The organism is Streptomyces sp. NPDC052701, from assembly GCF_040678355.1.
Lineage (GTDB): Bacteria > Actinomycetota > Actinomycetes > Streptomycetales > Streptomycetaceae > Streptomyces.
In genome coordinates this window covers 1-12,641 of the sequence record NZ_JBFATO010000026.1, presented here as the reverse complement: position 1 = coordinate 12,641, position 12,641 = coordinate 1, and the positions used below count along the sequence as shown (strand labels likewise).

The 12,641-nt window shown below is 72.6% G+C and carries 9 protein-coding genes; 4 read left to right on the top strand and 5 right to left on the bottom strand.

Translation table 11 applies throughout. The annotated features are described in order from the left end of the window. Positions 1 to 37: 37 nt before the first annotated feature. On the top strand, positions 38 to 643 hold the full coding sequence (locus AB0L29_RS25055; protein ID WP_365829998.1) for an ATP/GTP-binding protein: 606 nt from the start codon (positions 38 to 40) through the stop codon (positions 641 to 643). A gap of 106 nt (positions 644 to 749) precedes the next feature. Here AB0L29_RS25055 and glpK read toward each other — a convergent pair whose 3' ends face one another. Both glpK and AB0L29_RS25045 read right to left on the bottom strand, forming a co-directional pair. After that, positions 750 to 2,270 (bottom strand): glycerol kinase GlpK, encoded by a 1,521-nt coding sequence (gene glpK / locus AB0L29_RS25050; protein ID WP_365829997.1) that lies wholly within the window; start codon positions 2,268 to 2,270, stop codon positions 750 to 752. A 21-nt stretch (positions 2,271 to 2,291) separates the two neighbouring features. After that, positions 2,292 to 3,041, bottom strand: coding sequence for an MIP/aquaporin family protein (locus AB0L29_RS25045; protein WP_365829996.1), 750 nt, complete (start codon positions 3,039 to 3,041; stop codon positions 2,292 to 2,294). 739 nt (positions 3,042 to 3,780) lie between these two features. Here AB0L29_RS25045 and AB0L29_RS25040 point away from each other — a divergent pair. Continuing rightward, complete coding sequence (locus AB0L29_RS25040; RefSeq protein WP_365829995.1) at positions 3,781 to 4,317, top strand: NUDIX domain-containing protein; 537 nt, start codon at positions 3,781 to 3,783, stop codon at positions 4,315 to 4,317. 2 nt (positions 4,318 to 4,319) lie between these two features. Here the strand turns inward: AB0L29_RS25040 and AB0L29_RS25035 are convergent, their stop codons facing one another. Continuing rightward, positions 4,320 to 6,686 (bottom strand): glycoside hydrolase family 31 protein, encoded by a 2,367-nt coding sequence (locus AB0L29_RS25035; RefSeq protein ID WP_365829994.1) that lies wholly within the window; start codon positions 6,684 to 6,686, stop codon positions 4,320 to 4,322. A 212-nt stretch (positions 6,687 to 6,898) separates the two neighbouring features. Here AB0L29_RS25035 and AB0L29_RS25030 point away from each other — a divergent pair, with 212 nt between their 5' ends. Next, positions 6,899 to 8,866, top strand: coding sequence for an acetoacetate--CoA ligase (locus tag AB0L29_RS25030; RefSeq protein ID WP_365829993.1), 1,968 nt, complete (start codon positions 6,899 to 6,901; stop codon positions 8,864 to 8,866). Positions 8,867 to 9,069: 203 nt separating this feature from the next. Beyond that, positions 9,070 to 9,960 carry a hypothetical protein gene (locus AB0L29_RS25025; protein WP_365830067.1) on the top strand — a complete coding sequence of 297 codons (891 nt, stop codon included), beginning with the start codon at positions 9,070 to 9,072 and terminating at the stop codon, positions 9,958 to 9,960. 68 nt (positions 9,961 to 10,028) lie between these two features. Here AB0L29_RS25025 and ptsP read toward each other — a convergent pair whose 3' ends face one another. Continuing rightward, the gene (gene ptsP, locus AB0L29_RS25020; protein ID WP_365829992.1) at positions 10,029 to 11,699 is read right to left on the bottom strand and encodes a phosphoenolpyruvate--protein phosphotransferase; all 1,671 of its coding nucleotides are present in this window, start codon (positions 11,697 to 11,699) and stop codon (positions 10,029 to 10,031) included. A gap of 78 nt (positions 11,700 to 11,777) precedes the next feature. Further along, positions 11,778 to 12,227, bottom strand: a complete 450-nt coding sequence (locus tag AB0L29_RS25015; RefSeq protein WP_365829991.1) for a PTS glucose transporter subunit IIA — start codon at positions 12,225 to 12,227, stop codon at positions 11,778 to 11,780. Positions 12,228 to 12,641 lie beyond the last annotated feature (414 nt).

Here is a 12,641-nt window from a genome sequence, read left to right as displayed (position 1 = left end):
CCGTCGCCCGACCCCCATCAAGCAGGAGAAGAGACCGATGATCTTCGGGCGTTCTGAGCGCGGCAAGCCCCCGGTCGAGCCCGTCACGCTCAAGATCCTGGTGGCCGGCGGCTTCGGCGTGGGCAAGACCACGCTGGTCGGCGCCGTCAGCGAGATCAGGCCGCTGCGCACCGAGGAACTGCTCACCGAGGCCGGGCGCCCGGTCGACGACCTCAGCGGCGTGGAGAACAAGCGCACCACCACCGTGGCCATGGACTTCGGCCGCATCACGCTCCGCGAGGACCTGGTGCTGTACCTCTTCGGCACACCCGGCCAGGAGCGGTTCTGGTTCATGTGGGACGAACTCTCCGAGGGCGCGCTCGGCGCCGTCGTCCTCGCCGACACCCGCCGCCTGGAGGACTCCTTCGCCGCCGTCGACTACTTCGAGCGGCGCTCCATCCCCTTCCTCGTCGCCGTCAACTGCTTCGAGGGAGCCGCCCGCTACCCGGCCGAGGACGTCCGCCGGGCCCTCGACCTCGATCCGGACGTACCGCTGCTGACGACCGACGCCCGCGACCGGGAGTCGGTCAAGGAGGTCCTCATCGGCGTCGTCCAGCACGCGATGGCCTACACGGCCGGCCGCCGCCGGGCCGTCACCACCTGACGCTCCCCGGGCCGTCACCGCCCTGCGCCCGCACCGCGGCCCCTGTCCCGCCGGCCGGGGTGCGGGCCGGCGGTGCGCACCGCACGCGCGCGTCCGGCGACGGGGCCTACCTGTCGTCGTCCTCCTCCCAGCCGAAGCTCTTCTCCACCGCCTTGCGCCAGTTGCGGTGCTCGCGGTCCCGCACCGACGCCTCCATGGCCGGTGTCCACTCGACGTCCTTGCGCCAGTGCGTCTTGAGCTCGTCCAGGTCGTTCCACACGCCCGTGGCGAGCCCGGCCGCGTAGGCGGCGCCCAGACAGGTCGTCTCGGAGACCTTGGGCCGCACCACCGGCACGTCGAGCACGTCCGCCTGGTGCTGCATGAGCAGGTTGTTCTTCGTCATGCCGCCGTCCACCTTCAGGGTCGTGATCCGCACCCCGGAGTCCTGGTACATGGCGTCCACGACCTCACGCGTCTGCCAGCTCGTCGCCTCCAGCACCGCCCGCGCGAGGTGCGCCTTGGTGACGTACCGGGTGAGCCCGGTGATGACACCGCGCGCGTCGGAGCGCCAGTACGGCGCGAACAGCCCGGAGAACGCGGGGACGATGTACGCGCCGCCGTTGTCCTCCACGCTCGCCGCCAGCGGCTCGATCTCGTCGGCGGTACGGATGATGCCGAGCTGGTCCCGGAACCACTGCACCAGCGCGCCCGTGATGGCGATCGACCCCTCCAGGCAGTAGACCGGCGCCTCGTCGCCGATCTTGTAGCCCATCGTGGTCAGCAGCCCGCTCTTCGACGGCACCGGACGGTTGCCGGTGTTGAGCAGCAGGAAGCTGCCCGTGCCGTACGTGTTCTTCGCCGTGCCCACGTCGTAGCAGGCCTGGCCGAACACGGCCGCCTGCTGGTCGCCCAGCGCGGAGGCGACCGGCACACCGGCGAGCTGGCCCACGGCGGTGCCGTACACCTCGGCCGAGGACCTGATCTCGGGCAGCATGGCCTCGGGGATGTTCATCGCCGAGAGGATCGAGGGGTCCCACTGGAGGGTCTCCAGGTTCATCAGCATGGTCCGCCCGGCGTTGGTCACGTCGGTGACGTGCCGTCCGCCGTCCGTGCCGCCGGTGAGGTTCCAGATCAGCCAGGAGTCGATCGTGCCGAAGGCGATCTCGCCGCGTTCGGCGCGCGCCCTGAGGTCCGGCACGTTGTCGAGCAGCCAGGCCGCCTTGGGCCCGGAGAAGTAGGTGGCCAGCGGCAGTCCCGTCTGCTCGCGGAAACGGTCCTGCCCGTCCGTACCGCCCAGTTGGCTGCACAGGGCGGCGGTGCGCGTGTCCTGCCACACGATGGCGTTGTGCACGGGCTTGCCCGTGGCGCGGTCCCACAGAAGCGTGGTCTCGCGCTGGTTGGTGATGCCCAGCGCGCTGAGCTGCTCGGCGCGCAGTCCGGCCTTGGCGACCGCTCCGGCGACCACCGCCTGCGTCTTGGACCAGATCTCGGTGGCGTCGTGCTCCACCCAGCCGGGTTTGGGGAAGATCTGGCGGTGCTCGCGCTGGTCGACGGCGACGATCGCGCCGTTGTGGTCGAAGACGATGCAGCGGCTGGAGGTGGTGCCCTGGTCGATCGCGGCGACGTACTTGTCGGCGTTGTCCGTCATGGCTGTCCCTTGGGCTGGGTGTCAGAAGGCTGCGTTGTAGAGGAGGCCCGCGAGCGCTCCGCCGATCAGCGGGCCGACGACCGGGATCCAGGCGTAGCCCCAGTCGGAGGTGCCCTTGTGCGGGATCGGCAGGAAGGTGTGCACGATGCGCGGGCCGAGGTCGCGCGCGGGGTTGATGGCGTAGCCGGTCGGTCCGCCGAGCGAGAGGCCGATGCCCACGACCAGCAGGGCGACGATCAGCACGAGGCTGCCGGACGCGCCGAGTCCCTCGGTGAGGCCGAAGGCGAGGAGCGGCAGGACGAGCGCGATGGTCGCGATGATCTCCGTGATCAGGTTGGCGACCGGGTTCCGGATCTCCGGGATGGTGGAGAAGATGCCGAGCGTCGGTACCGGTTCCTCCTCCGTGCCCTCCGTGGTGCCCGTCTCCCTGATGTTGGCCCGGAACTGGGCGAAGTACACCAGGTAGCACAGCACGGCACCGAGCATGGCGCCGAGCAGCTGCCCCAGCATGTAGATCCAGACCTTGTCCCACTTGCCGGTGTCGATCGCGATGCCGAGGGTGACGGCCGGATTGAGGTGCCCTCCGGACAGGGGAGCGGCGGTGTAGGCGCCCGCCAGCACGGCGAACCCCCAGCCGAAGGCGATCACGATCCAGCCCGACGCCCGCGCCTTGGAGTACCGGAGGGTGACGGCGGCGCAGACGCCCGCGCCGAACAGGATGAGGATCGCCGTACCGATGACTTCGCCGACGAATATGTCTCCGTTGTTCATGGCGGCTCCTAGGCCCTGGCCCGGGGCGAACGGCCCCGGCCCTCGTGCAGGGTGCGTTCCCACGGCGGCTTCGGCCGAAGGCAGGGAGGTCCCGCGCCCCGCCCGGCGTCCGTGACGAGCGTGCCGTCGCAGCCGAACGCCCGTGGGAGTCGGTCTCGGCGCTCGAGGGCCCTTGCGGCGCGGTGCCGGAATACGCCGCGTATGTACGGCGATGTCGGCTGACACCGGAAGTGTTCACCGGCGCCCAGGGGGCGTCAAGGTCGCCGACGCCAACGGTTGAGGAGCGGACGGACGGCCGCTTTTTTCTCAGGTTCGCACGTGCGGCCGCTCGGCGCCTGCCGAGCCGGACCTGGTGCGGCCCGCACGGGCAGCCGCTCGGACCCCGCCCGGCTCCGCCACCGCGTGCCCGGCGGGCGCGGACGCCGCCCGTGAGCCGCGGCGGACCTCCTGCCCGGGCCCGCCCGCCCCGCTACCCGGCTCGCCCGGCGCAGCGCCTTCGCGGCCTCCCCGGCGGGGCCGGGCGGGCGGCGGTCCGACGGTGGTCCGGCGCGCACACCGCCGTGCGAACAGACACCGCTGTTCGAACGCGATCCTCCCTGCCCGGCGCCCCGGCGCCCCGGCGGTTCACCGGCGGCCACCCCCACGACGAAACACGACGAAATCCGGCCACGACCACCGCACGGCCGTGCACCGCCGCCTGCCGCAGACCCCGCTTCCGTCATCGGATACAGTCCGCCGCGTGTCCGAAACTCAGCACTCCCACCCCAAGTCCGCGCCGGACTCCCACTGTTCGAGCTGCGGCACGCCCTACGGAGAGGACGTCTCCGGCTGGCCCCGCACCTGCCCGGCGTGCGGCGCCGTCGCCTACCGCAACCCGCTGCCCGTCGCGGTCGCCCTGATGCCCGTGTACGACACGGAGGGCACCGCCCTGGTCGTCGTCACACGAACCGTCGCCCCCGCGCGCGGGGGCACCGCCCTGCCCGGCGGCTACATCGACGACCGCGAGGACTGGCGGCGGGCGGTCGTCCGCGAACTCCGGGAGGAGACCGGGATCGAGGCGGCGAGCCGCGACGTACGGCTCGTCGACGCGATGAGCTCCCCCGACGGACACCTGCTGCTGTTCGGGCTCCTCCCGGAACGCCCCGCCGAGGGCCTGCCCCCCTCCGCCGCCACGGACGAGACCGACGGCTGGCACCTGCTGCGCAGACCGCAGGAGCTCGCCTTCCCCCTGCACACCCTGGCCGTACGGGCCTGGTTCGAGGGCCGGTACATCTGAACTCAGCCCTCCGGAAGCCCTCGGACGCGCACCGGGTGGGGCGGCTCGCCCGCACCGTCCCCGCCCTCGCGCTCGACGACCAGCCGCCGGCCCTCCCAGCGGGCGGTGTAGCGCTCGGTCTCCGGCTCGTCCCACCCGTCGCCCGCGTCCGGCACCACCAGCCCGCCCCCGGTCCTGCCCCGGGCGGGCGCCCACACCTCCAGCTCCAGCCCGCCGTCCTCCCCGCGCACGGGCAGGACGGCTCCCGCGCGCGCGAGCACCGGGATCCGCGACAAGGGCGCCTCCACGACCACCTGCGCCGGCCCCTCGTGCACGCGTCCCGTCGCCGTGTCGTACCAGCGCCCCCGCGGCACCCGAACGGCACGCCGCTCCACGCCCGGCTCCAGCACCGGCGCCACCAGCAGGCAGTCGCCCAGCAGGAACGCGTCCTCGCAGTCGCGCAGCGCCCGCTCCTCGGGCGCCGACCACCACAGCGGCCGCACGTACGGCGCCCCGGTACGCCGGGCCAGATGCGCCAGCGTCATGAAGTACGGCTGGAGCCGGCGGCGCTCCAGCAGCGCCCCGCGCGCGTGCTCCAGCACCTCCGGCCCGAACTCCCACGGCTCCCTGCGCCCCGCCCGCGGACCCGCGTGCGTACGGAACAGCGGCAGGTACGCGCCCAGCTGGAACCACCGCAGGTACAGCTCGGGCGACGGATCCCCGTCGAAGCCGCCGACGTCCGGACCCGAGTACGGCACGCCGCACAGCCCGAGCCCCAGGACCAGCGCCAGCGACGCCCGCAGCCCCGGCCAGCCCGTCGCCGCACCCCCCGACCAGGTGCCGCCGTAGCGCTGCACACCGGCCCACCCGGAGCGCGAGAGGAGGAACGGCCGCTCCCTGGGCGCCAGTTTCCGCAGCCCTTCGTAACCGGCCCTGGCCATGCACAGGGCGTACACGTTGTGCGCCTCGCGATGGTCCCCGCCCCGCCCCTCCAGGGCGTGCCGGGCCGACCGCGGCAACGTCGACTCGCCGAAGGCCGCGAACGACGTGGGCTCGTCCATGTCGTGCCAGAAGCCCGAGAACCCCTGCTCCAGCCGCTCCTCGTACAGCCCGCCCCACCACTGGCGCACGCGCGCGTCCGTGAAGTCGGGGAAGACCGCCTCCCCGGGCCACGCCACCCCCCGCACGACCCGTTCCGAGGCGTCCCGCACGAAGGCGTCCCGGGCCGCGCCGCCGTCGTGGACGGCGTTGCCCGGCGCCGCCTCGACGGCGGGGTTCACGATCGACACCAGCCGTATCCCGTCCCGCCGCAGCTCCTGCGCGAGCACCGGCAGCTTCGGGAAACGGTCGGTGTCGACGGTGAACACCCGGTGCCCGTCGTGGTGGTCGACGCCCAGGTGGACGGCGTCGAGCGGCAGACCGTGCTCCTCGTAGCCCGCGACGACCCGCCGCACCTCCTCCTCGCTGCCGAAGCCCCACCGCGCGTGATGGTGCCCGAGCGCCCAGGCGGGCGGCAGCGCGGGCGCCCCGGTGAGCGAGGCCCACGCCAGGAGCACGCGCGCGGGAGTGCCCGCCATCACCCAGCAGCGCAGCGGACCGCCCTCCATCCGCAGCTCGCTCGTCCCGGCCCGGTCGTGCCCGGAGCCGGCGCCCTCCTCGCCCTCCCGCAGCGTCACCGTGCCGTCCCACGAGCTGTCGTGGAACACCAGGTGCGTGCCCGCGTCGGCCACCACCAACTGCACCGGCATCGTCAGGTGCAGCGGATCGTCACCGGGCCCGAAGGCACGGCCGGGACCGGCGTTCCACAGCCGGTACGTACCGTCCCGCAGCCGAGGGCCCGACGCGCGCCCCCCGAGCCCGAAGAACCGCGCGTCCGCGGCCACCTCCGACCGCTGCATCCAGCGTGCCGGTCCACCGCCGGCCGGCTCCCACCAGCGCGGCGGGAGATCACGGCGTAGGCACACACCCCCGGGCGTGCACACCTCGATCGCGCCGTGCCGCGAGACGGTGACCGTCACCCGCTCGGCCACGACCCGCCAGCCGCCGTCCGTGTCCGGCTCCAGCACCGCCCGGGGATCCGGCTCCGGACAGCGCCCCGCCAGCGCGTACGACGGCTCGGGAGCCGCCCCGTCCCACCCCCAGAAGACGGCCCCGTTCACGGCGACGAGGATCCGCAGCTCCGAACGGCCGAACCGGACGACGCCCCCGCCCGGGCCCGGCTCCGCCTCCCGCACCGTCCCGGGCACCCGCGCGCGCTCGCTCCCCCGCTCCGGCAGCCCGGCGGCGTCGGCACGCCTCCTGCGCCACGCGGCCCGCACGGTACGCACCCCCAGTGCCGCCCCCACCGAACCAACCGCCTTCACCGAACGCACCAGGTCACGACCGTCCATGCTGCTCACCCTGCCATTGACCGACCCAGGCGGGAGCATCGTTCAACTGCCGTTCACCCATGCCGGAGCCACATCTTCACGACCCGGACTATGTGGGGCGCTCCCTGGTGCAGAAGACGATCACATGGCATCGTCCGTGTCAGCCGCGTCACGCGCACACCCAGCCCGTGCGCGCAGGACGCACACGACGCGCACAGTCCGGGAGCCGCCCCATGTCGACCGTGAACCCGCAGCCGCTCTGGCAGCCAGATCCCCAGCGCATCGCCCAGGCGCAGATCACCAGGTTCCAGACCTGGGCCGCCGAGCACCACGGCGCCCCCGCCGACGGCGGCTACGCGGCCCTGCAGCGCTGGTCCGTCGAGGAACCGGACACGTTCTGGAAAGCCGTCACCGAGTGGTTCGACGTCCGCTTCTCCACCCCCAGCACGCGTGTGCTGGGCGACCGTGCCATGCCGGGAGCACAGTGGTTCCCCGGCGCCACCCTGAACTACGCCGAGCACGCCCTGCGCGCGTCGGCCACCCGCGCGGACGAGCCGGCCCTCCTGCACGTCGACGAGACCCACGAGCCGCGCCCCGTCACCTGGGCGGAGCTGCGCCGCCAGGTCGGCTCCCTCGCCGCCGCACTGCGCGCCCTCGGCGTACGCCCCGGGGACCGGATCAGCGGCTACCTCCCCAACATCCCGCAGGCCGTCGTCGCCCTCCTGGCCACGGCCGCCGTGGGCGGCGTGTGGACGTCCTGCGCCCCCGACTTCGGCGCCCGCAGCGTCCTGGACCGCTTCCGGCAGGTCGAACCGGTCGTCCTGTTCACCGTCGACGGCTACCGCTACGGCGGCAAGCAGCACGACCGCCGCGACACGGTCGCCGAACTGCGCCGCGAACTGCCCACCCTGCGCGCCGTCGTCCACATCCCCCTGCTCGGCACCCAGGCCCCCGAAGGCGCCCTGGAGTGGTCGGCCCTGACGGCCGCCGACACGGAGCCCGTCTTCGAACAGGTCCCCTTCGACCACCCCCTGTGGGTGCTCTACTCCTCCGGCACGACCGGTCTGCCCAAGGCCATCGTCCAGTCCCAGGGCGGCATCCTCGTCGAACACCTCAAGCAGCTCGGCCTGCACTGCGACCTCGGCCCGCAGGACCGGTTCTTCTGGTACACGTCGACGGGCTGGATGATGTGGAACTTCCTCGTCTCCGGCCTCCTCACCGGCACGACGATCGTCCTCTACGACGGCAGCCCCGGCCACCCGGACACCGGCGCCCAGTGGCGCGTCGCGGAACGCACCGGGGCCACCCTCTACGGCACCTCGGCGGCCTACGTCATGGCCTGCCGCAAGGCGGGCGTGCACCCCTCCCGCGACTTCGACCTCTCCGCGGTGCGGTGCGTCGCCACCACCGGCTCGCCCCTGCCCCCCGACGGCTTCCGCTGGCTGCACGACGAGGTCCGCGACGACCTGTGGATCGCCTCCGTCAGCGGCGGCACGGACGTGTGCTCCTGCTTCGCGGGAGCCGTACCGACCCTCCCGGTCTACGCCGGCGAGCTCCAGGCCCCCTGCCTCGGCACCGACCTGCAGTCCTGGGACCCGAGCGGCAGGCCCCTGGTCGACGAGGTCGGCGAACTCGTCGTCACCAATCCCATGCCGTCCATGCCGATCTACTTCTGGAACGACCCCGACGGCAGCCGCTACCACGACAGCTACTTCGACACCTATCCCGGCGTGTGGCGGCACGGCGACTGGATCACCGTCACCTCGCGCGGATCCGTCGTCATCCACGGACGCTCCGACTCCACCCTCAACCGCCAGGGCGTCCGCATGGGCTCGGCCGACATCTACGAAGTCGTCGAACGCCTCCCCGAGATCAAGGAATCCCTCGTCATCGGCGTCGAACGGCCCGACGGCGGCTACTGGATGCCCCTGTTCGTGCACCTGGCCCCCGGAGCCGCCCTCGACGAGGCGCTGCTGAACCGCGTCCAGCGGGCCATCCGCGAGCAGCTGTCACCCCGGCACGTCCCCGACGAGATCATCGAAGTGCCCGGCATCCCGCACACCCTCACCGGCAAGCGCATCGAGGTCCCGGTCAAACGCCTCCTCCAGGGCACCCCCCTGGAGAAGGCGGTCAACCCGGGCTCCATCGACGACCTCGACCTGCTGCACTTCTACGAGGACCTCGCCCGCAAGCGCGCCTGACGACCCGCCGTCGGCGGGGAACGACCCCCGCGGCCGGTCCCGGACCGCACCCGTCCACCGGGTCCGGGACCGGCCGCACCACGTTCGGCGCGGCGCCGGACCACTCACGGCCACCGTGCTCACGGCCACCTCACCCGGACGTCGTTGTCAGTGCCGCCGGTTACTGTGAGTGAGCATTGATCGACTGCGCACAGGGGGAGAACATGGCGCACACCGACCACCGGAGCACACGACGCGCTCTGAGCCGCGAGATCGCCGGCACCATCGGCCTGCTGACCGACGAGCACGACTTCCGCGCCATGCGGCGCTACCGCAGCTTCACCTTCGACGACCACACCACCTACCTCGAACAGGTGGAGGCCCTCCTGAGGACCCGCGCCTCCCAGGGCAACCACACCACGGTGGCCCTCTTCGACCCGGAGGAGTACGCCGAGTTCTGCAGGGAGACCGGCATCGATCCCGACCTCCCGTCGAGCCGCACACGCTTCACCGCGGAACTCGCGGCGACCGGCCCCACCGTCCCCTACGACGGCCGGCCCCTGGCCGACCTCCTCCCGGACCTCGTCGACGAGGCCGTCCGCCAGGTCACCTGGGAGTACGCGGCCACCCTCCTGGCCCGCCTCGGCACCTGCGGCTCCTGCGGCGAGGACATCGGCCGCGCGGCCTTCACCCGCGCCGCCGGCCTCCTGGCACGCATCCTCGACACCGCCCCACCGGGCGACCGGCACCTCGTCTGCAGTGTCTCCGGACCCCCCGAAGCCCTCGTCTCCGTCCTCCACGCCGACGACAGCGGCGGCATCACCGAACTGGACGAGGCCGAGGCCCTCGAATTCACCACGGTCCTGGCCGTCGGCCTCGCCACCGACAGCCCCGGCGGCCTCGTCATGCGGACCACCGCCCCCGGCACCCCGGACCGCATCTACGGCTGGCGCCTGCGCGGCCACGGCCTGCGCCCCCTCACCGCCGGGGAGGTCTTCGACGCCTACTGCACCGACGCCGATTCCGGGGACCTCATCTCCCCGGAGTCCAACGTCGACTACTGCGAGCCACCCGACCTCGGTGACGAGGGGCCGGCACCGGGGCACCACCACTGAAACGCGCGAGGGGCGCCCCGCCAGGCGGAGCGCCCCTCCCGGTCCGGCCGTCGCCCGGCCACGGGCGACTACTCGCCCGACAGCACCGCCCGAGCGGCGGTGCGCGCGTCCTCGGCACTGTCGGCCGCCCGGGCCGCGGCCGCCGCCCGCTCGCACTGCGCCAGCGTGTACTTCGCCAGCGTCGCCCGGACGTAGGGGATCGACGCCGCACCCATGGAGAGGGAGGTGACGCCCAGACCCGTCAGCACACACGCCAGCAGCGGGTCGGACGCAGCCTCGCCGCAGACACCGCAGCTCCTGCCCTCGGCCTTCGCCGCCTCCGCGGACAGCGCGACCAGGTCGAGCAGCGCCGGCTGCCACGGATCCTGCAGACGGGAGACCGCACCCACCTGACGGTCGGCGGCGAAGGTGTACTGCGCGAGGTCGTTGGTCCCCAGCGACAGGAACTCGACCTCCTGCAGGATCGAGCGCGCCCGCAGCGCCGCCGACGGGATCTCGACCATTGCACCGAACTTCGCCGGCAGCCCGGCCTCACGGCAGGCGTCCGCGAAAGCCTTCGCGTCGGTGCGGTCCGCCACCATCGGGGCCATGACCTCGAGGTGGACCGGCAGCCCCTCCGCCGCCTTGGCGAGTGCCGTCAGCTGCGTGCGCAGCACCTCGGGGTGATCGAGCAGCGTCCGCAGACCACGCACACCGAGCGCCGGGTTCGGCTCGTCGGCCGGCGTCAGGAAGTCCAGCGGCTTGTCCGCGCCCGCGTCCAGCACCCGCACGACCACACGGCCCTCGGGGAACGCCTCGAGAACCTGCCGGTAGGCCGCGACCTGCTTCTCCTCGGACGGCGCCTTCTCGTTGTCGTCCAGGAAGAGGAACTCGGTACGGAACAGGCCGACGCCCTCGGCACCGGCCTCGACGGCGGCCGCCACATCCGCGGGACCGCCGATGTTGGCGAGCAGCGGCACCTTGTGCCCGTCGGCCGTGGCACCCGGCCCGGCGGAGGCGGCCAGCGCCGCCTTGCGCTCGGCGGCCGCCGCCTGAAGCTGCGCCTTCTTCTCCTCGCTGGGGCTGACGAAGATCTCGCCGGTGCTGCCGTCGACGGCGATCACCGTGCCCTCGGCGAGTTCGCCGGCACCCGGCAGCGCCACGACGGCCGGCACGCCGAGCGCCCGCGCCAGAATCGCGCTGTGGCTGGTCGGACCGCCCTCCTCCGTGACGAAGCCGAGGACCAGAGCGGGATCCAGCAGCGCCGTGTCGGCGGGCGCGAGATCACGGGCGACAAGGACATAGGGCTCGTCGCTGTCCGGGACGCCCGGCATGGGCACCCCGAGCAAACGAGCGACGATACGATTCCGCACGTCGTCGAGGTCGGCCACGCGGCCGGCGAGGTACTCCCCGGCGCCCGCCAGCAGTTCGCGGTACGCGGCGAAGGCGTCGTACACCGCGCGCTCGGCCGTGCTGCCGACCGCGATACGGCGGTCCACGTCGGCCATCAGCTCCGGGTCCTGGGCCATCATGGCCTGTGCCTCGAGCACCGCCTGGGCCTCACCGCCCGCCAGATTGCCGCGCGCCGTCAGGTCGGCCGCCACAGCCTCCACGGCCTTGCGGGCGCGCCCCTGTTCACGCTCCGCCTCTTCCGCCGGGATCTGCTTGGCCGGCGGTTCGAGCACCGCCGTTCCCATGTGCCGAACCTCACCGATCGCCACACCGTGGCTGACACCGACGCCTCGCAGCGTTGCTTCCATCTCACCCGTCTCCGCTAGTGCGGCGGGGCCTGCCGCCGCGTTGGTTGTCCTACTGGCCGTCCTGCGACGGCACTGACGTCACTTCCAGAGGAAGAGACTGTCGCCGGCCTTCACGTCGCCGGCCTCACGAAGCTCGGAGAGGGCCTCGGCCGTGGCCTCGAGCGCCACGACCGGGCACACCGGGGACTTGCCCGCGGCCTCGACGGCGGCCGGGTCCCAGCGCACGACGGCCTGACCCCGCGTGACGGTGTCGCCCTTGTTCACGAGCAGTTCGAAGCCCTCGCCGTTGAGCTGCACGGTGTCGATACCGAGGTGGGTGAGCACGCCGTGCCCGCTCCCGTCCACGACGACGAACGCGTGCGGGTGCAGGGAGACGATGACTCCGTCGACGGGCGCGACGGCCTCGGAGGGCTCGCGTACGGGGTCGATCGCGGTACCCGGGCCGACCATGGCCCCGGAGAAGACCGGATCCGGCACGGCTGCCAGTCCGATGGCGCGTCCTGCCAGCGGGGACGTCACGGTGGTCATGGGAAGCCTCCCAGGGGTGGAGATCTGTATGGGCTGTCACTGCCCGTCCCGGACGGCACACTGAGCAGCAGCGTATGTCACAGGTAGGACGGGTTCCGCACGATAGCTGCCGACTAGAGGTCTAGACCACCCCTCTTGCAGATTTGCACCGACTCTGCAGCCCCCTGTACAGTCGTACTCCTGCTTGGGGATGAGCGACGCGATCAGGCGGGCTCGCCCGGCAGCAACCCAACTTGTCAGATCCTATCTCGGGGTCGTCTTCTGCATGTCCGCAGGACGGTGGTCAGAGAGACGGAGAAACACTGGTAGAGTTGGAAACACCGAAGGGAAGCGCCCGGAGGAAAGCCCGCGAGGGTGAGTACGAAGGAAGCGTCCGTTCCTTGAGAACTCAACAGCGTGCCAAAAGTCAACGCC

Bases quoted from the DNA above. Each gene is read 5' to 3' on its own strand.
- glpK (WP_365829997.1), bottom strand. From the start codon at position 2,270: ATGACGGACAACGCCGACAAGTACGTCGCCGCGATCGACCAGGGCACC.
- ptsP (WP_365829992.1), bottom strand. From the start codon at position 11,699: ATGGAAGCAACGCTGCGAGGCGTCGGTGTCAGCCACGGTGTGGCGATC.
- AB0L29_RS25035 (WP_365829994.1), bottom strand. From the start codon at position 6,686: ATGGACGGTCGTGACCTGGTGCGTTCGGTGAAGGCGGTTGGTTCGGTG.
- AB0L29_RS25055 (WP_365829998.1), top strand. From the start codon at position 38: ATGATCTTCGGGCGTTCTGAGCGCGGCAAGCCCCCGGTCGAGCCCGTC.
- AB0L29_RS25045 (WP_365829996.1), bottom strand. From the start codon at position 3,041: ATGAACAACGGAGACATATTCGTCGGCGAAGTCATCGGTACGGCGATC.
- AB0L29_RS25025 (WP_365830067.1), top strand. From the start codon at position 9,070: ATGGCGCACACCGACCACCGGAGCACACGACGCGCTCTGAGCCGCGAG.
- AB0L29_RS25015 (WP_365829991.1), bottom strand. From the start codon at position 12,227: ATGACCACCGTGACGTCCCCGCTGGCAGGACGCGCCATCGGACTGGCA.
- AB0L29_RS25030 (WP_365829993.1), top strand. From the start codon at position 6,899: ATGTCGACCGTGAACCCGCAGCCGCTCTGGCAGCCAGATCCCCAGCGC.